The organism is Streptomyces sp. Wb2n-11, from assembly GCF_001049855.1.
GTDB lineage: Bacteria > Actinomycetota > Actinomycetes > Streptomycetales > Streptomycetaceae > Streptomyces > Streptomyces altiplanensis.
This window is the reverse complement of record NZ_CVPB01000001.1, coordinates 824,410-841,790: the sequence shown is the minus strand read 5'-3', so window position 1 is coordinate 841,790 and position 17,381 is coordinate 824,410. Positions and strand designations below refer to the sequence as shown.

The following is a 17,381-nucleotide window of genomic DNA, read 5'->3' as shown; positions in this document are numbered from 1 at the left end:
GTGGAAACAGGCCGGTCCTGCGGCAGGCGAGCGGGAGAGCTCCCCGGGGAGACCGCCGTACCTTCTCACGCCGTCGCGCCTCCACGCCGCTGCCCGAAGCGCCGCGCCTTCCGAGCATGAGCGAGGGCACGAGGAGCGATGGTCATGGGCAAGTACGCGACCGACCAGTTGCGCGAACATGTACGGGGGACGGTCGTCACTCCTGAGGACGAGGGGTACGACGAGGCACGCAGGGTCAACAACGCCATGATCGACAAACGGCCGGCCGCCGTCGTGCGCTGCGCCAACGCGGGCGACGTCATGGTCGCGGTCGGCTTCGCACAGGAGAACGAGCTCGACCTGGCGGTGCGGGGCGGCGGGCACAGCGTGCCCGGCTTCGGCACCTGCGACGGCGGGGTGGTGGCCGACCTGTCCCGGATGCACGGCGTCCGCGTCGACCCCGTGCGGCGGACGGCGCGGGCGGAGGGCGGAGCCACCTGGGGCGACTTCAACGCGGCGGCACACGCTTTCGGTCTGGCCACGACCGGCGGGATCATCTCCACCACCGGCGTCGGAGGGCTCACCCTCGGCGGCGGTATCGGATACCTGGCCCGCGGGCTCGGCCTGAGCTGCGACAACCTGGTCTCGGCCGATGTGGTGACCGCGGACGGCCGGCTGCTCGTCGTGAGCGAGGAGGAGCACGGCGACCTCTTCTGGGCCCTGCGCGGTGGCGGCGGCAACTTCGGCGCGGTGACCTCCTTCGAGTTCCGGCTCGCTCCCGTCGGGGACATCTACGGCGGGCCGATCCTCTACGAACTGGAAGACGCCGCCACCGTCCTGAGAGGCTTCCGCGAACTCATCGCCGAAGCGCCCGAGGAACTCGGGGTGTTCCCGGCCTTCCAGATCGCCCCGCCGCTCCCGTTCATCCCGGAGAACCGGCACGGCGACACCTTCATCCTTCTCGTGACGTGCTGGGCCGGGCCGCTCGACCAGGGACAGCGCGCCCTCCAGCCGTTCCACGACCTGGCGCCGGTGGTCGCCGAGCACGTCGGTCCCATGCCGTACCCGGCACTCAACAGCGCCTTCGACGCGCTGGTGCCGCCCGGCCTCCAGCACTACTGGAAGGCCAACTTCGTGACCGAGCTCAGCGACGCCGCGATCGAAGCGCACCTGGAGTACGGGCCACGGGTGCCCGCCGTGAACTCGACGGTCCACATCTATCCCGTCAACGGCGCCTGCCACCGGGTGGCACCGCACGAAACGGCCTTCGCCTACCGGGACGCCTCGTTCGCCACCGTCATCGCCGGGATGTGGCCCGACCCCGCCGACAACGAGGCCAACACCGCCTGGGTGCGCGACTACTACCGGGCGACCGCGCCGCACTCGGAGGAGGGCGGATACATCAACTTCATGGCCGGGGACGACCAGGACCGGATCAGGGCCAACTACCGGGGCAACTACGACCGCCTCGTCGAGGTCAAGAAGGCGTACGACCCGGAGAACCTGTTCCACCTGAACCAGAACATCACGCCTTAGCCCGCGTGTGCGGGCCCGCGCCGGGCCGCGGTGGACCCGGCGCGGCGGGCCCGGCGGCGAGCCCCGCGGGCTTTGGCGGTACCCGCCGCGCCGGGTACCGCCGGCCGCGTCCTAGCTCCGCCCCTTGCTTCCGGGGTCCGTCAGTCCCGCACGGCGCAGCGCGTCCGCCATCGCGCTGTTCGCCGGCGGCGGGACCTGGCCCTTGCCGCCGCCCCGCTGCGGCCGGCCCTGCCGCTGCTGCGGGGGCCTGCCGCCGGAACCGCGCTCACGGTCACGGCGCCCGCCGCCCTCGCCCCGGCCGCCGCCGGCCCGCGGCGCCGCCTCGTCGTCGAGCCGGAGCGTCAGCGCGATCCGCTTGCGCGCGATGTCGACCTCCAGCACCTTCACCTTCACCACGTCGCCGGGCTTCACCACGTCCCGCGGGTCCTTGACGAAGGTCTTCGACAGCGCCGACACGTGCACGAGCCCGTCCTGGTGGACGCCCACGTCCACGAAGGCGCCGAACGCGGCGACGTTCGTCACCACACCCTCCAGGACCATCCCGGGCTCCAGGTCGCCGAGCTTCTCGACGCCTTCCTTGAAGGTCGCCGTCCTGAACGCGGGCCGCGGGTCGCGCCCCGGCTTCTCCAGCTCCTTCAGGATGTCCGACACGGTCGGCAGACCGAACGTGTCGTTCACGTAGTCGGCGGGCCGCAGCGACCGCAGCACCGCCGTGTTCCCGATGAGCGTCCCGACACCGCCACCCGTCTCCTTCACCATCGCCCGCACCACCGGGTACGCCTCGGGGTGCACGCTCGACGCGTCCAGCGGATCGTCGCCGCCCTGGATGCGCAGGAAGCCCGCACACTGCTCGTACGCCTTCGGGCCGAGCCGCGCCACGTCCTTGAGCCCCTTCCGGGACCGGAACGGGCCGTTCGCGTCCCGGTGCGCCACGATGTTCTCCGCGAGCCCCGAGCTGATGCCGGAGACCCGCGAAAGGAGCGGCGCGGAAGCGGTGTTGACGTCGACGCCCACACCGTTGACGCAGTCCTCGACCACCGCGTCGAGCGAGCGCGACAGCTTCACTTCCGCCAGGTCGTGCTGGTACTGCCCGACCCCGATCGACTTCGGGTCGATCTTCACGAGTTCCGCGAGCGGATCCTGGAGCCGCCGCGCGATCGACACGGCGCCGCGCAGCGACACATCCAGGTCCGGAAGCTCCTGCGAGGCGAAGGCGGACGCCGAGTACACCGACGCGCCCGCCTCCGACACCATGACCTTCGTCAGCTTCAGCTCGGGGTGCCTGTCGCACAGCTCACCGGCGAGTTTGTCGGTCTCCCGGGACGCCGTGCCGTTGCCGATGGCGACGAGCTCGACGCGGTGCTCCTCGGCGAGCCGCGCCAGCGTCGCCAGCGACTCGTCCCACTTGTTCCGGGGCACGTGCGGGTAGATCACATCGGTCGCGACGACCTTGCCGGTCGCGTCCACGACGGCGACCTTCACGCCCGTACGGAAACCGGGGTCGAGCCCGAGGGTCGACCGCGTCCCGGCCGGCGCCGCCAGCAGCAGGTCACGCAGGTTCGCCGCGAAGACGCGCACCGCCTCGTCCTCCGCGGCGGTCCGCAGCCGCAGCCGCAGATCGATCCCCAGGTGCACCAGGATGCGGGTCCGCCACGCCCAGCGCACGGTGTCGCCGAGCCATTTGTCGCCGGGGCGGCCCCGGTCGGAGATGCCGAAGCGCCGGGCGATCATGTTCTCGTACGCGGAAGGCCCGGGCGCGGCCGCCTCCGAGGGGTCCTCGGGCTCCAGCACCAGGTCCAGTACGTCTTCCTTCTCGCCCCGGAGCATGGCGAGCACCCGGTGCGAGGGCAGCGCGGTGAAGGGCTCGGAGAAGTCGAAGTAGTCGGCGAACTTGGCGCCGGCCTCCTCCTTGCCCTCCCGCACCTTCGCGACCAGCCGCCCGCGCGACCACATGCGCTCCCGCACCTCACCGATCAGGTCGGCGTCCTCCGAGAAGTTCTCGGTGAGGATCGACCGCGCACCGTCCAGGGCGGCCTGCGCGTCGGCCACGCCCTTCTCCGCGTCCACGAACGCGGCTGCGGCCGCGAGCGGCTCCACCGACGGGTCGGCCAGCAGCCCCCGGGCCAGCGGTTCGAGCCCCGCCTCGCGCGCGATCTGCGCCTTCGTCCGGCGCTTGGGCTTGAACGGCAGGTAGATGTCTTCCAGCCGGGCCTTGGTGTCGGCGGCCCGGATCCGCGCCTCAAGAGCAGTGTCCAGCTTGCCCTGTTCGCGTACGGACTCCAGGACCGCGGTCCGCCGCTCCTCCAGCTCCCGCAGATACCGCAGCCGCTCCTCCAGCGTGCGCAGCTGCGCGTCGTCGAGCATCTCGGTCGCTTCCTTGCGGTAGCGAGCGATGAACGGCACGGTCGAGCCGCCGTCGAGCAATTCGACGGCGGCCCGGACCTGCCGCTCTTTTACGCCGAGCTCCTCGGCGATCCTGCCTTCGATGGACGTCGTCACGATGTTCCCGACTCGCCTTCTCCTGCGGGCTGTGCTTGAGCCTGCATTGTGCAGGGTCGTCGGGTGCCGTGTCGCGCGCGCCCCGGCCGGACGGTCAGGCGCGGCGCGCGCGGCCACCGCCGCGGGACGCGGTGCTCGACGCGCCTCCGAAGAGCTTGGCTACCAGTCGGAAGGGCAGGGTGACCACTGTCGCGACGGCCGAGCCGATCATCCGGAGTCCATCTGCAATCGCACGCAACACGTTGTACCTCCTGCTGTATCGGAGTCCGACACACATCCCGGTGTCCGACGCAACTCGAGTGTCCGTCATCACGTGGCGCAAACGCCCCGCGCGGCGGGCAATGTCACGCGCCGGTGAGATCGGAGGGGAACGCGCCCGCTCCCAGCGCCACTCCCAGGAAGCCGCGGCCGAGCTCGGTGAGCCGCTCGGTGCCCTCGGCGCCCAGGTGTTCGTACGGCGCCGCGTCGAACCGGTCCGTGGTGTCCTCCAGCTCGGCGCGCAGCGCCGTGCCCGCCTCGGTCAACTGGCCCTCGCCGCCCAGGAGTCCGCGCTCCCGCAGCCGTCCCGCGGCCGCTTCCCAGTCCGTACGGCTCCAGCCGCGGGTCGCCAGAGCCCAGCGCGGCGACATGCCCTTGCCGGTCGCCGCGTGGCTGACCAGTGCCTCCACCGGGTCGAGCCCCGCGGCGAGCAGCGCGGCCAGGTGACCGTCGCCGCGGTGCTCGCGCAGCAGCGTCGCGGCATGCCAGTACGCGAGGTGGGGCTGCTCGGGCACGGGCAGATCGGCGTGGGCGGCGTACAGCGGACGGGCGTGCCGGGTGCACGCCTCGGCGGCGCGCAGCGCGAGCCCGGCGGCCTCCGTCATCTCGTCGGAGGCGACGGCCTCCGCCCCGAGCAGCCGGCGCAGCGTGGAGTCCACGGCGCGCAGCCGCGCGGCGAGCACAACCTCGGGCGACGCCGTGCGCCACACCTCGGGCACGTGACGGGCGACGAGGTCGTGATTGAAGTTGTAGAACGCGGCGGTGATCACACCGGCCCCGACCGCGCCCAGGGCGGCGCCCCGGCCCGCGAAGTAGGCGGCGCTGCTGTCCTCGACGCCCACCCCCGCCAGCTCCTTCGTGAAGTCGGGGGAAAAGTAGACGGTCGAGTGCAGCGGATTGAGGGCGTTGTGGCAACGGCGGCCGACGCGTGCGGGGAGAGAGGTCATGACCGTACGCTACCGACTGGTCAGTACGTCTGGAAGGCCAGGGCCCCATGGCAGCAAAAGTGGGGTTCTCGTCATTGCGGACAGTCGCGGGGGCCCGAAGGATGGGCGCATGACGCAGCGATCCGTACTCGTCGTCCTGTTCGACGAGGTCCAGAGCCTCGATGTGACCGGCCCCGTCGAGGTCTTCGCCGGCGCGGCCGTGCAGGCGGGCGACCCCGGGGCGTACCGCATCCGTACCGCCTCGCTCGACGGCGCTCCCGTCCGCACCTCCAGCGGGCTCACGCTCGTCCCCGACGCCGCCCTCGCCGGTGAGCCCGCGCCCCACACCCTCCTCGTCCCCGGCGGCCGGGGCACCCGCGCCCCCGACCCGCGCCTGACCGACTGGCTGCGCGAGAACGCCCCGCGCGCCGAGCGCCTGGTCTCCGTCTGCACGGGGGCGCTCCTGCTCGCCGGGGCCGGGCTGCTCGACGGCCGCCGGGCCACCACGCACTGGGCGCTCACCGACCACATGGCCCGCTCCCACCCGGCCGTCGAGGTCGACCCGGACCCCATCTACATACGCGACGGGAACGTGGCGACCTCGGCCGGCGTCACGGCGGGCATCGACCTGGCGCTCGCCCTCGTCGAGGAGGACCTGGGCAGGGACACGGCGCTCACCGTCGCCCGACACCTCGTCGTCTTCCTCCGCCGTCCGGGGAACCAGGCGCAGTTCAGCGCCCAGCTCGCCGCCCAGACCGCGCGGCGCGAACCCCTCCGGGAGGTCCAGCAGTGGATCACGGAAAACCCGGGGGCCGACCTGTCGGTCGAGGCGCTGGCCGGCCGCGCCCGCCTGTCGCCGCGCCACTTCGCCCGCGCCTTCCGGTCCGAGACGGGCACGACCCCCGGCAGGTACGTCGAACGCGTCCGCCTCGAACACGCGCGGCGGCTCCTGGAGGACTCGGCGGACGGCGTCGAGGAGATCTCCCGGACCTGCGGCTACGGCACCCCCGAGGCGATGCGCCGCGCCTTCGTGAAGAGCCTCGGCGCGGCCCCCGCCGAGTACCGCCGCCGCTTCCGGCCCCTCGACGCGCCGCAGGGCGGACGCCGAGCACCCGCGGGCCACTCCTGAGCACCACCACCGTCGCAGTACCGCCCACGAAAGGGACGCGGACACCATGACGCAGATCGCCATCGCCCTCTTCGACCGCTTCACCGCACTCGACGCGGTCGGCCCGTACGAGATGCTCTGCCGCCTGCCGGGCGCCGAGACGGTCTTCGTCGCCGAGCGCACCGGGCCCGTGGTCAACGACCGGGACGAGCTGACCCTCGTCGCCGGCAAGACCTTCGCCGACGTCGTGAACCCCGACGTCGTGCTCGTGCCGGGCGGCCCCGGTCAGGCCGCCCAGATGGAGAACGAGGCGCTCCTGGCCTGGCTGCGTACCGTCGACGCCGCCACGACCTGGACGGCCTCCGTCTGCACCGGCTCGCTGCTCCTCGCCGCGGCCGGGCTCCTCGACGGCCGCCGCGCCACCTCGCACTGGCTGGCCCTGGACTCGCTGAAGACCTTCGGCGCGGACCCCACGGGCGAGCGTGTGGTCACCGACGGCAAGTACGTCACCGCCGCGGGCGTCTCGTCGGGCATCGACATGGGCCTCACCCTGGTCGGCCGGATCGCGGGCGACGACCACGCGCAGGCCGTGCAGCTGCTGACGGAGTACGACCCCCGGCCGCCGTACGACGCCGGCTCGCCGCAGAAGGCGCCGGCCGCGCTCGTCGAGGAGTTCCGCGGCAGGAGCCGGTTCATCCTCCGGTAGGTCCCGGCGTCCACGTGAAACGGGGCGTGCGGCGCTCCAGGAAGGCGGCGACCCCCTCGGCGGTGTCGCCGCTGCCGCGCGCCTGCGCGGCCCAGTGCGCGTCCCGGTCCTCCCGGCCGTCGGCGAACTCCTTCGCCGCGGCCTGCGTCAGCTGCGAGCGCGACACCAGCACCCGGGTGAACCCGGCCACCCGCTCGTCCAGTTCGCCGCGCGGCAGCACCTCGTCCACGAGACCGGTGCCGAGCGCCCGCTGCGTGTCGATCAACTCGCCCGAGAACAGCAGGTACTTGGCCGTCGCAGGCCCCACCAGGGAGGCCAGCCGCCGGGTCGACGACGAGGGATAGACGACCCCGAGCTTCGCGGGCGTGACTCCGAAGGACGCGCCCTCCTCCGCGAACCGCAGATCACAGGCGGCGGCCAGCTGGCTGCCGCCGCCGACGCAGTACCCGCGCACGGCGGCGAGCGTCGGCTTCGGGAACGCGGCCAGCGCCTCCTCGGCCCGCACGGCGAGCCCCTGCGGCTCCTCGCCCGGCTCCAGCAGTGACGAGATGTCCGCCCCCGCGCAGAAGGTGCCCCCCGCCCCGGTCAGTACCAGCGCCCGTACGTCCCGGTCCGCGGCCAGCCGCCCCAGCAGCCCCGGCAGCGCGCGCCACATCCCGGCGGTCATGGCATTGTGCTTGGCGGGGTTGCTGATGACGATGGTGGCGACCCCGTCCGCGACGGCGTGCTCAAGCTGCGGCTCCATGCGCCGGATGCTATCCGGACCGTGCGAACCTATGATCAAGAAGGGGCCGAGAAGCGGACGCTGCCACGTGAGGAGTCGTTCATGACCGGTCCCGTAGGCACACCCGAGAGCAGGAAGCTCCGTCGCGGTTTCGGCTGGCTGACCTTCCTCGGCGCGGTTCTCGTGCTGGGAGGAATCGTCGGTCTGGTCTACACCGGCGTCGCCACCCTCACCTCGATGATCCTCTTCGGCTGGCTGCTGCTGGTCGGTGGCCTCGTCGGCCTGCTCCAGGCGGTCCAGTCGCGCGGCTCGAACTTCTTCTGGCTCGGTGTGGTGGTCGCCGCGCTGAACCTGGCGGCCGGAGTCGTGGTCATCCGCAACCCTGTCGGCACCGCGGAGGCACTGACGATGTTCGCCGCGCTGCTCTTCCTGACCGGCGGAGTCTTCCGCCTGGTCGGCAGTGTGGTGGTGCGCGGCCCGCAGTTCGGCTGGACGCTCGTGCAGGGCGCCTTCGGCGTGCTGCTCGGCCTTCTCGTCCTCTTCGACTGGCCGCACAGCAGCCTGTACGTCCTGGGCTGCTTCTTCTCGCTCGCGCTGCTCTTCGACGGACTCGGCCTGATCGCGATCGGCATGGGCGGCCGTCAGATGGTCGACCTGGTCGCGCCGCCGCCGGAAGACCAGGAACAGTCGCACAACTGACGCTGTTATAGGCAAAGCGATCAGAAGGAGCCGATTATGGCTCACTTCTGTTCAGTGGGCGGGCCCGGACCCACTCGTTCTCAACACTCGGAGCGTGGTGACGAGAGAGGACGCCCCGGCAGAGTACGAAGGAGTCTGGCGCTTCACCGCCCCAGCCTCGGACGCCTCCGTACCGCAGGCCCGGCACGCCGTCCGTGATCTGCTCGAACGGCAGGGCGTACCGGTCCACGACGACCTGGCGCAGGGGCTCCTGCTCATCGTCTCCGAGCTGGTCACCAACGTCGTACGGCACGCGGCGCTGCTCTCTCCCGAGCTGGCCGTCGAAGTGGCGATCGGCAAGGAGTGGATCAGGGTCTCCGTGGAGGACAACCACCCCTACCGGCCCAAGGCCCTGGAGCGGAACTACGCGCGGACCGGCGGGCGCGGCCTGCTGCTGGTGCGGGAGATCACCGCGGAGGCCGGCGGAGTGTGCGACGTCGAGCACACCACGAGCGGCGGAAAGGTCGTCCGGGTCGCCCTGCCGTTGGCGGGGCCGCCCCTCACCAGCCCGCGGCCGGGCCCGTCAGCTCTCTGATCGCCGGGCGGGCCGCGTCCAGCACCGTCAGGAACCAGGCTGAGAACGGCGCCTTCGCGTGCTGCCCGGCCAGCTCGTCCGAAGTGACGAAGGACGTCTCGCCGACCTCCTCCGGATCGGGGCGCAGCGCGGACTGCACCATTCCGACGAAGAGGTGGTTGTACTCCTGCTCGACCAGGCCGGAGTCGGGGTCCGGGTGGTTGTAGCGGACGGTTCCGGCCTCGGCGAGCAGCGACGGGGAGATCCCCAGCTCTTCGTGCGTACGCCGGGCGGCCGCGGCGAACGGCGACTCCCCGGGGTAGGGGTGCCCGCAGCAGGTGTTGGACCAGACGCCGGGGGAGTGGTACTTGCCGAGCGCGCGCCGCTGGAGCAGCAGCCGTCCCGACTCGTCGAAGAGGAACACCGAGAAGGCGCGGTGCAGCCGGCCGGGAGCCTGATGCGCGGAGAGCTTCTCCGCGGTGCCGATGGTATTGCCGTCCTCGTCGACCAGCTCGAGCAGGATCTCTTCCGCTGTGCCGTTCGACGAACTGCTCGCCGCGGTGACTGGTGTGCTCGGCATGACCATCCTTCGCTTCGGTTCCCGGCTCACAAGTCTGCCGTACAAAAGCGGCTTGTCCGTACTTCACGGGACCGGCCGCATGTCCGCTTCCGCCGCCCGGGGGCGGCGGGAGCGGGCGGCGCGTCAGCTCAGGCCGGCGACCGGCCGCAGTACGTAGCCGGTGTAGCCGTACTCCGTGCCGTGCTCCGCGCGCACCGCGATCTCCTCGCGGGTCGCGGCGAGGGCCTGGTCCATGCCGGGCGCGGCGGGATCCGCCGCGTCGGCGCGCGCGCCGAGCGGGACGTAGTACTCGTCCCAGTCGCTCTCGGGCTGGCCGTACACCCCGAGGACGTCGTAGCCGGCCGCGACGGCCGCGGCCGTGTTCCCGGACCGCCCGCGCAACGCGTAGTGCTGGTCCCAGAACGCGCGCGCCCCGGCCGACGGCTCCCGCACCGTCCACTCGCACTCGGTGACCACGAGGGCGCCGCCGGGTGCGATCAGGCGCCGCCAGTCACGCAGCGCGGTGTCGAAGCCGATGCTGTAGGCGGAACTCTCCGCCCAGACGAGGTCGAACGACCCGTCGGGGAAGGAGAGCCGACCCATGTCGGCCTCGACGGCACGGACCGAGTCGCCCAGCCCGCGCGCTTCGGCGGCGCTCCGCAGCTCGGCGAGGAACGGCCCGTACAGATCGACGGCCGTCACCTCGGCGTCGTACTCCGCCGCCAGCAGCAGCGAGGCCCGGCCGGGACCGCAGCCCAGGTCGAGCACGCGCGGACGGCGCGGCAGCGGTCCGGCGAGGGAGAACAGATGGCGGGTGGTGGCGTCGGAGCCGGGGCCCTGGCGGGGAAGCCCGCGGTGCAGGGACATGAAAGCTTCGAACACGGCGTTGTCGGTCAACGTGGGAAACCCTTTGATGTGAGGGCTTCGGCCGACGCGTGCGAAGAACGCGAGAAACGCGGAAAAGGGGGTCAGCCGAGAGCCCGGGAGCGGAGGAAGGAACGGACACTGCTCGCAGCAGCGTCGACCGTGACGGTCATCAACCTCAGCTCCCCTCATCGTGTCCCCGAGACGTGAATGTCTCGGGGAGACCCTAACAGCTCCGGTCGCTCAGTGACAGAGCTTCGCTTCGTGCGCCGCGTGACCGCCGGGCTCCAGCTGGAACGTGCAGTGTTCGACGTCGAAGTGGTCGCCGAGGCAGTCCTGGAGGACGTGCAGCATCTTCTCGTGCCCGACCGAGTCGAGGGCGTCCTGGCTGACCACGACGTGCGCGGACAGCACCGGCATCCCCGAGGTGATCGTCCAGGCGTGCAGATCGTGCACGTCGTCGACGCCGGGCAGATCGAGTATGTGCTCCCGCACCTCCGCCATGTCCACGCCCTTGGGGGCGGTCTCCAGGAGCACGCTCAGCGTCTCCCGCAGCAGCTTCCAGGTGCGCGGCACGATCATCAGGCCGATCACCAGGGACGCGATGGGGTCGGCGGCCTGCCAGCCGGTCGCCATGATGACGCCCGCCGAGATCAGCACGGCGACCGAGCCCAGGGTGTCCGCGAGGACCTCCAGGAAGGCGCCCCGCACGTTGACGCTGTCCTTCTGCCCCTTCATCAGCAGGGACAGCGAGATCATGTTGGCGACGAGGCCGACGAGGGCGAAGACGATCGCCGTACCGCTCCGGGTCTCGGCCGGGGTGATGAAGCGGTCGACGGCCTCGAAGAGCAGGAACCCGCCGACGCCGAGCAGCAGCAGGCAGTTGGCGAGCGCGGCGAGGATCTCGGCCCTGGCGTAGCCGTAGGTGGCTTTCGCCGTGGCCGGGCGGTTGGCGAAGTGGATCGCCAGGAGCGCCATGGTGAGCCCGAGGGCGTCCGTCGCCATGTGGGCCGCGTCCGCGATCAGCGCCAGCGAATTGGCGAGCAGCCCGCCGACGATCTCGACCGTCATGACGGTCAGGGTGATGCCGAGCGCGATACGCAGCCGCCCCTTGTACGCGGCGGCCGCCGTGCCGGTGGGCGGCGGCCCGCCGTGCGTGTGCCCGTGATCGTGCCCAGCCCCCATGAAGGACGCCTCCCCGGTGGTGCGAATGATCTGGCCGAGGTGACAGTGAACTACGGGCGGGGGGTATCCGCAACACGGGACTGAACACCGTTGTCATCTGCTCTGACCTGCGGAAATGACCGCAGGTCAGAGCGTTGACAAGATCAACCCCGAGCAGCCTCCGGGTGCTGGAGCAACCAGCCCTCCCACGCCGAGGCGACCATCTCGCGCACCCCTCGCCCGGCCGTCCAGCCCAGCTCCTTGGCGATCAGCTCGGACGAGGCGACGGCCTTCGCGGCGTCGCCCGGACGGCGCGGTTCGGTCACCGGGGCGAGCGCGCGGCCGGTGATCTCGGCCACCAGGTCGGCGAGCTCACGCACGGAGACCCCCTCGCCGCGGCCGATGTTGAAGGTCAGGTCCGTCACCTCGTCCCGGGCGGCCAGCGCCCGCGCGACCGACAGGTGGGCGTCGGCGAGATCGGCGACGTGGATGTAGTCACGGATGCAGGTGCCGTCGGGCGTCGGATAGTCGTCCCCGAAGATCCGCGGGGCCTCGCCGCGCGTGATCCGGTCGAAGAACATCGGGATGATGTTGAACACTCCGGTGTCGGCCAGCCCCGGCTCCGCCGCACCCGCCACATTGAAGTAGCGCAGGCACGCGGTCGAGATGCCGTGCGCCCGGCCCGCCGCCCGCACGAGCCACTCGCCGGCCAGCTTGGTCTCGCCGTACGGGTTGATCGGCGCGCAGGGGGTGTCCTCGGAGATGAGCTCCGCCTCGGGCACCCCGTACACGGCGGCCGAGGAGGAGAAGAGGAACTGCCGCACCCCCGCCGCGGCGACGGCCTCGAGGAGCACCGTCAGCCCGTACATGTTCTCCCGGTAGTAGAGCAGCGGCTTCTCGACCGACTCCCCGACCTGCTTCTTCGCCGCGAGATGCACCACACCTGTGACGCCGTGGTCGGCGAGCGTGCGGTCGAGCAGTTCCCGGTCGAGAACGGAGCCGCGCACGAGCGCGATCTCCGGGGGCAGCCGGCGGGGGACGCCGGACGAGACGTCGTCCAGCACGACCACCCGCTCACCCGCCGCCGCCATGGTCCGCGCCACATGCGCGCCGATGTAACCCGTCCCACCTGTGATCAGCCACGTCATGCCGCCAGCCTAGGGGGTGCCCGGCCGGTCTTTGCTCCCTTGCTCCCGCGGAGACCGGCCGGGCACCCCGGTCCCCCGGGGGCGGTTTGTGGGGCGGGGCGTTGATCGACCAAGATGATCGCGGCGGGACGCCCGCGTTCCGGACCGGTCTTATCGGCACGTGAACGGGCCGTGAACTCCTGCTTCCGTACATCCGATAGCCTCTGCCGACATGCCCACCTGCCCGTGCCGGGCCGGAATGACGCATGTCACGCGAGGCCCGCCGGGCCGGCCCTGCCAGCCATGTCAGCTCCAAGGAGTGAGTTCGTCTGTCGACCGCCATCCTCACCGGTCCGCCGGTACCCGGATCGTCGCTCGAGGGCGATCTGCGGTCGCTGGGATTCGACGTACGGTCCGCCGGTGCCGCCGACACCGCCGAGATCGCCCGGATCCTCGACGCGACGCCCGCCGGTGAGCGGGTCGCACTCGTCGACCCGCGTTTCGTCGGTCACGTCCACTCCCTGCGGCTCGCGCTGACGGACCCGCGCTTCCCGGTCGCGGCGGCCCCCGGCGCGCTCACCGCGCAGCCCGAGGCCCGCGCCGTGCTCGCCGACGCCGTGCGCACCGCACCGGCCGGTCCCGACGCCGTCGCCGCCGCGCTCGACGCGGGCGGCACCGCTGTGCAGCGGCCCGAGCTCGGCTCGCTGGTCGCCGTCGTCGCCACGGACGAGGCCGAGCGAGCGCGGGCCCGTTCCGCCGTGGCCTCCGTCGACGAGGAGGCCGTGCGGCTGCGTACGGCCGTGAAGTCCCGCGACGGTTTCTTCACCACCTTCTTCATCAGCCCGTACTCGCGCTACATCGCACGCTGGTGCGCCCGCCGCGGTTTCACCCCGAACCAGGTCACCACCGCCTCGCTGATCACCGCGCTGGTGGCGGCCGGCTGCGCGGCGACCGGAACCCGCGGCGGCTACGTCGCGGCCGGCGCGCTGCTGCTCCTCTCCTTCGTCCTGGACTGCACCGACGGGCAGCTGGCCCGCTACTCGCTGCAGTACTCGACGATGGGCGCCTGGCTGGACGCCACCTTCGACCGCGCCAAGGAGTACGCCTACTACGCGGGCCTCGCCCTCGGCGCCGCCCGGGGCGGTGACGACGTGTGGGCGCTGGCGCTCGGCGCGATGGTCCTCCAGACCTGCCGCCATGTCGTGGACTTCTCCTTCAACGAGGCGAACCACGACGCCGAGTCCAACACCAGTCCCACCGCCGCCCTCTCCGACAAGCTCGACAGCGTCGGCTGGACGGTCTGGGCGCGGCGGATGATCGTCCTGCCGATCGGCGAGCGGTGGGCCATGATCGCGGTCCTGACCGCCGTCACCACCCCGCGGATCGTCTTCTACGCCCTTCTCGCCGGCTGCGCGCTCGCCGCCCTCTACACCACCGCGGGGCGCGTCCTGCGCTCGCTGACCCGCAGGGCGCGGCGCACCGACCGGGCGGCCCAGGCCCTCGCCGACCTCGCCGACAGCGGGCCGCCGGCCCGGGCCGTGGCCGCGGTGACCAAGAACGCCGTACGCCGCCTCCCGCAGTTCGTACCGCCGGCGACAGCCCTGCTCGGCGGTGCGGCCGTCCTCGCCACCGCGGCCTTCGCGCCCTACGGCGGCCCGTGGCCCGTGGCCGCGGCCCTGCTGTACGCCGTGACGTCGGGCCTCGCGGTCGGCCGCCCCCTCAAGGGCTCCCTCGACTGGCTCGTGCCCCCCTTCTTCCGGGTCGCCGAGTACGGCACGATCCTGATCCTCGCCGCCCGCTCCGACGCGAGCGGTGCCCTCCCCGCCGCCTTCGGGCTGGTCGGAGCGGTCGCCTACCATCACTACGACACGGTGTACCGCATCCGCGGCGGCACAGGCGCGCCGCCCCAGTGGCTGGTGCGGACGATCGGCGGGCACGAAGGCCGGACGCTGGTGGTGGCGGCAGCCACCACCATCCTGTCGGCGTCGACGCAGCACACAAACCTCACCTTGGCGCTCACGGCCTTCGCTGTGGCCGTGGCGCTCGTGGTGCTCGTGGAGTCCATCCGCTTCTGGGTGTCCTCCGGAGCACCCGCAGTACATGACGAAGGAGAACCCGCATGATCGGCCTCGTACTGGCAGCCGGCGCCGGACGGCGTCTGCGTCCCTACACAGACACCCTCCCCAAGGCCCTCGTGCCCGTGGACGGCGAGACCACCATCCTGGACCTGACGCTCGGCAACTTCGCCGAGATCGGCCTGACCGAGGTCGCGATCGTCGTCGGCTACCGCAAGGAGGCCGTCTACGCGCGCAAGGACGCCCTCGAGGCGAAGTACGGGCTCAAGATCACGCTCGTCGACAACGACAAGGCCGAGGAATGGAACAACGCCTACTCCCTGTGGTGTGCGCGTGAGGTCCTCAAGCAGGGTGTGATCCTCGCCAACGGCGACACCGTCCACCCGGTCTCCGTCGAGAAGACCCTGCTCGACGCCCGCGGCAAGGGCCAGAAGATAATCCTCGCCCTCGACACGGTGAAGAACCTCGCCGACGAGGAGATGAAGGTCATCACGCAGGACGGCAAGGGCGTCCAGCGGATCACCAAGCTGATGGACCCGTCGACGGCCACCGGTGAGTACATCGGTGTCACGCTCATCGAGCCCGAGGCCGCCGAGGAGCTCGCCGACGCGCTGAAGGCGACCTTCGAGCGCGACCCCGACCTGTACTACGAGGACGGCTACCAGGAGCTCGTCAACCGTGGCTTCACCGTCGACGTGGCTCCCATCGGGGAAGTGACGTGGGTCGAGATCGACAACCACGACGACCTCGCGAAGGGCCGTGAGATCGCGTGCCAGTACTGACACGTCTCATCCCGTCCCCGGTCGTCGTCGACATCAGCTGCGGCGCCATGGGCGATCTGGCCGGCCTCCTGGCCGACCAGCGGATCTCCGCCTCCGGCAAGCTCGCGATAGCGACCAGTGGCGGTTCGGGACTGGCCCTGCGCGACAAGCTCGCGCCGGTCCTCCCGGGCGCCGACTGGTACGCCGTCGCCGACGGGACCATAGATTCGGCGGTCCGGCTGGCCGACGGCATCAAGGGCAAGCGGTACGACGCCGTGGTCGGCCTCGGCGGTGGCAAGATCATCGACGTCGCGAAGTACGCGGCGGCGCGGGTCGGCCTGCCGATGGTCGCCGTCGCGACGAACCTCTCGCACGACGGCATCTGCTCGCCGGTGTCCATCCTGGACAACGACAACGGCCGCGGCTCCTACGGTGTCCCGACTCCCATCGCCATGGTCATCGACCTCGATGTGATCCGCGACGCACCGGTGCGCTTCGTCCGGTCCGGCATCGGTGACGTGATCTCCAACATCTCGGCGATCGCGGACTGGGAGCTGTCCCACCGCGTCAACGGCGAGCAGGTCGACGGCCTCGCCGCCGCGATGGCCCGCACGGCGGGAGAGTCCGTACTGCGCCACCCCGGCGGCGTCGGCACCGACGAGTTCCTCACGGTCCTCTCCGAGGCCCTCGTCCTGTCCGGCATCGCCATGTCGATCAGCGGAGACACCCGCCCCTCGTCCGGTGCCTGCCACGAGATCAGCCACGCCTTCGACCTGCTCTACCCCAAGCGCTCCGCGCTGCACGGCGAGCAGGTCGGCCTCGGCGCCGCCTTCGCGATGCACCTGCGCGGGGCGACCGAGGAAGCCGGCCTCTTCGCCGACGTACTGCGCAGGCACGGCCTGCCGGTGCTCCCCGGCGAGATCGGCTTCAGTGTGGACGAGTTCGTCGAGGCCGTTACGTACGCACCACAGACCCGACCGGGACGCTTCACGATCCTGGAGCACCTCGACCTGTCCGCAGACCAGATCAGGGACGCTTACGCCGACTATGTCAAGACCATCAGTAGCTGAACTCCGTCCGGTCGTTCACCCCGACGGAGTGAAGGACCGGCGCAGCGGTGAGCACTGGGCCGGGCGCATGTACATGCGGGAGATCTCGCTGCACATCGACCCGTACCTGGTGAACACCAGGATCACGCCCAACCAGCTCACGTACCTCATGGTCGTCGTGGGCGTCCTGGGCGGCGCGGCCCTGCTGATCCCCGGGCTGACCGGTGCGATCCTCGCGGTGGTCCTGTTCCAGATCTACCTGCTGCTCGACTGCGTCGACGGCGAGGTCGCCCGCTGGCGGGGGCAGACCTCGATCACCGGTGTCTACCTGGACCGCATCGGGCACTACCTGTGCGAGGCGGCCCTGCTGGTGGGCTTCGGGCTGCGCGGCGCGGACCTCTTCGGCGCCGGGCGGCCCGAGTGGCTGTGGGCGTTCCTCGGAACGCTCGCCGCGCTCGGGGCGATCCTGATCAAGGCGGAGACCGACCTGGTCGACGTGGCGCGCCAGCGCAGCGGTCTGCCCGCGGTGAAGGACGAGGCCTCCGTGCCGCGCTCCTCCGGTCTGGCACTGGCCCGCAGGCTGGCCGCCGCGCTGAAGTTCCACCGCCTCGTCGGCGGCATCGAGGCGAGCCTGTTCATCCTGGTCGTCGCGATCGCCGACTTCGTCCAGGGCGACCTGTTCTTCAGCCGCCTGGGGATCGCCGTACTGGCCGGGATCGCGATCGTGCAGACCTTCCTGCACCTCGTGTCCATCCTCGCTTCGAGCAGGCTGAAGTGACGGCCGCGGGCGCGGG

At 71.6% G+C, this 17,381-nt stretch carries 17 protein-coding genes and 1 pseudogene; 9 read left to right on the top strand and 9 right to left on the bottom strand.

The window, feature by feature from the left end; genetic code table 11:
* Positions 1-144 precede the first annotated feature (144 nt).
* The gene (locus BN1555_RS03720) at positions 145-1,515 is read left to right on the top strand and encodes an FAD-binding oxidoreductase (RefSeq protein ID WP_093803152.1); all 1,371 of its coding nucleotides are present in this window, start codon (positions 145-147) and stop codon (positions 1,513-1,515) included.
* A gap of 111 nt (positions 1,516-1,626) precedes the next feature.
* Here the strand turns inward: BN1555_RS03720 and BN1555_RS03715 are convergent, their stop codons facing one another.
* The 3 genes from BN1555_RS03715 to BN1555_RS03710 all read right to left on the bottom strand — a co-directional run bounded on the left by BN1555_RS03715 (position 1,627) and on the right by BN1555_RS03710 (position 5,219).
* Positions 1,627-4,014 (bottom strand): Tex family protein, encoded by a 2,388-nt coding sequence (locus BN1555_RS03715; RefSeq protein ID WP_093797813.1) that lies wholly within the window; start codon positions 4,012-4,014, stop codon positions 1,627-1,629.
* Positions 4,015-4,108: 94 nt separating this feature from the next.
* On the bottom strand, positions 4,109-4,255 hold the full coding sequence (locus BN1555_RS40080) for an LPFR motif small protein (protein ID WP_255305861.1): 147 nt from the start codon (positions 4,253-4,255) through the stop codon (positions 4,109-4,111).
* Positions 4,256-4,358: 103 nt separating this feature from the next.
* Entirely contained in the window at positions 4,359-5,219 is an 861-nt protein-coding gene (locus tag BN1555_RS03710; RefSeq protein ID WP_093797811.1) for an SCO6745 family protein, read from the bottom strand.
* Between the two features lie 109 nt (positions 5,220-5,328).
* Between BN1555_RS03710 and BN1555_RS03705 the strand changes: the two genes are divergently transcribed.
* The gene (locus BN1555_RS03705) at positions 5,329-6,327 is read left to right on the top strand and encodes a GlxA family transcriptional regulator (protein ID WP_093797809.1); all 999 of its coding nucleotides are present in this window, start codon (positions 5,329-5,331) and stop codon (positions 6,325-6,327) included.
* A 46-nt stretch (positions 6,328-6,373) separates the two neighbouring features.
* A complete protein-coding gene (locus tag BN1555_RS03700; RefSeq protein ID WP_093797807.1) occupies positions 6,374-7,012 on the top strand; it encodes a DJ-1/PfpI family protein in 639 nt (212 codons plus the stop codon).
* Here the strand turns inward: BN1555_RS03700 and BN1555_RS03695 are convergent.
* The gene (locus BN1555_RS03695) at positions 6,999-7,757 is read right to left on the bottom strand and encodes an enoyl-CoA hydratase/isomerase family protein (protein WP_093797805.1); all 759 of its coding nucleotides are present in this window, start codon (positions 7,755-7,757) and stop codon (positions 6,999-7,001) included. The genes BN1555_RS03700 and BN1555_RS03695 overlap by 14 nt on opposite strands.
* 81 nt (positions 7,758-7,838) lie before the next feature.
* Between BN1555_RS03695 and BN1555_RS03690 the strand changes: the two genes are divergently transcribed.
* Both BN1555_RS03690 and BN1555_RS03685 read left to right on the top strand, forming a co-directional pair.
* A complete protein-coding gene (locus BN1555_RS03690) occupies positions 7,839-8,435 on the top strand; it encodes an HdeD family acid-resistance protein (RefSeq protein ID WP_093797803.1) in 597 nt (198 codons plus the stop codon).
* Positions 8,436-8,529: 94 nt separating this feature from the next.
* Entirely contained in the window at positions 8,530-9,009 is a 480-nt protein-coding gene (locus BN1555_RS03685; RefSeq protein ID WP_093797801.1) for an ATP-binding protein, read from the top strand.
* On the opposite strand, the gene idi is transcribed toward BN1555_RS03685, so the two are convergent.
* From idi to BN1555_RS40075, 5 genes and pseudogenes are all read right to left on the bottom strand, one after another.
* Complete coding sequence (gene idi / locus BN1555_RS03680) at positions 8,975-9,568, bottom strand: isopentenyl-diphosphate Delta-isomerase (RefSeq protein ID WP_093803150.1); 594 nt, start codon at positions 9,566-9,568, stop codon at positions 8,975-8,977. The genes BN1555_RS03685 and idi overlap by 35 nt on opposite strands.
* Positions 9,569-9,709: 141 nt before the next feature.
* Positions 9,710-10,414, bottom strand: a pseudogene (locus tag BN1555_RS03675) (class I SAM-dependent methyltransferase); the annotation flags it as partial.
* A 240-nt stretch (positions 10,415-10,654) separates the two neighbouring features.
* Positions 10,655-11,596, bottom strand: a complete 942-nt coding sequence (locus tag BN1555_RS03670; protein WP_093797799.1) for a cation diffusion facilitator family transporter — start codon at positions 11,594-11,596, stop codon at positions 10,655-10,657.
* A 143-nt stretch (positions 11,597-11,739) separates the two neighbouring features.
* A complete protein-coding gene (galE, locus tag BN1555_RS03665; protein ID WP_093797797.1) occupies positions 11,740-12,723 on the bottom strand; it encodes a UDP-glucose 4-epimerase GalE in 984 nt (327 codons plus the stop codon).
* 248 nt (positions 12,724-12,971) lie between these two features.
* Positions 12,972-13,214: a hypothetical protein gene (locus tag BN1555_RS40075; protein ID WP_255305860.1), complete on the bottom strand. Its 243-nt coding sequence runs from the start codon at positions 13,212-13,214 to the stop codon at positions 12,972-12,974.
* Positions 13,215-13,304: 90 nt separating this feature from the next.
* Between BN1555_RS40075 and BN1555_RS03660 the strand changes: the two genes are divergently transcribed.
* Genes BN1555_RS03660 through BN1555_RS03645 form a run of 4 tightly spaced genes read left to right on the top strand, consistent with a single transcriptional unit; the run spans position 13,305 to position 17,365 of the window.
* Positions 13,305-14,825, top strand: a complete 1,521-nt coding sequence (locus BN1555_RS03660) for a DUF5941 domain-containing protein (protein WP_255305859.1) — start codon at positions 13,305-13,307, stop codon at positions 14,823-14,825.
* Positions 14,822-15,559, top strand: coding sequence for a phosphocholine cytidylyltransferase family protein (locus tag BN1555_RS03655; protein ID WP_093797793.1), 738 nt, complete (start codon positions 14,822-14,824; stop codon positions 15,557-15,559). The genes BN1555_RS03660 and BN1555_RS03655 overlap by 4 nt, the downstream gene beginning before the upstream one ends.
* A complete protein-coding gene (locus tag BN1555_RS03650) occupies positions 15,547-16,608 on the top strand; it encodes an iron-containing alcohol dehydrogenase family protein (RefSeq protein ID WP_093797791.1) in 1,062 nt (353 codons plus the stop codon). The genes BN1555_RS03655 and BN1555_RS03650 overlap by 13 nt, the downstream gene beginning before the upstream one ends.
* Positions 16,586-17,365, top strand: coding sequence for a CDP-alcohol phosphatidyltransferase family protein (locus BN1555_RS03645; protein ID WP_093797788.1), 780 nt, complete (start codon positions 16,586-16,588; stop codon positions 17,363-17,365). The genes BN1555_RS03650 and BN1555_RS03645 overlap by 23 nt, the downstream gene beginning before the upstream one ends.
* Positions 17,366-17,381 lie beyond the last annotated feature (16 nt).

Bases quoted from the DNA above. Each gene is read 5' to 3' on its own strand.
- BN1555_RS03720 (WP_093803152.1), top strand. From the start codon at position 145: ATGGGCAAGTACGCGACCGACCAGTTGCGCGAACATGTACGGGGGACG.
- BN1555_RS03710 (WP_093797811.1), bottom strand. From the start codon at position 5,219: ATGACCTCTCTCCCCGCACGCGTCGGCCGCCGTTGCCACAACGCCCTC.
- BN1555_RS03705 (WP_093797809.1), top strand. From the start codon at position 5,329: ATGACGCAGCGATCCGTACTCGTCGTCCTGTTCGACGAGGTCCAGAGC.
- BN1555_RS03700 (WP_093797807.1), top strand. From the start codon at position 6,374: ATGACGCAGATCGCCATCGCCCTCTTCGACCGCTTCACCGCACTCGAC.
- BN1555_RS03695 (WP_093797805.1), bottom strand. From the start codon at position 7,757: ATGGAGCCGCAGCTTGAGCACGCCGTCGCGGACGGGGTCGCCACCATC.
- BN1555_RS03690 (WP_093797803.1), top strand. From the start codon at position 7,839: ATGACCGGTCCCGTAGGCACACCCGAGAGCAGGAAGCTCCGTCGCGGT.
- idi (WP_093803150.1), bottom strand. From the start codon at position 9,568: ATGCCGAGCACACCAGTCACCGCGGCGAGCAGTTCGTCGAACGGCACA.
- BN1555_RS03670 (WP_093797799.1), bottom strand. From the start codon at position 11,596: ATGGGGGCTGGGCACGATCACGGGCACACGCACGGCGGGCCGCCGCCC.
- galE (WP_093797797.1), bottom strand. From the start codon at position 12,723: ATGACGTGGCTGATCACAGGTGGGACGGGTTACATCGGCGCGCATGTG.
- BN1555_RS03655 (WP_093797793.1), top strand. From the start codon at position 14,822: ATGATCGGCCTCGTACTGGCAGCCGGCGCCGGACGGCGTCTGCGTCCC.
- BN1555_RS03645 (WP_093797788.1), top strand. From the start codon at position 16,586: ATGTCAAGACCATCAGTAGCTGAACTCCGTCCGGTCGTTCACCCCGAC.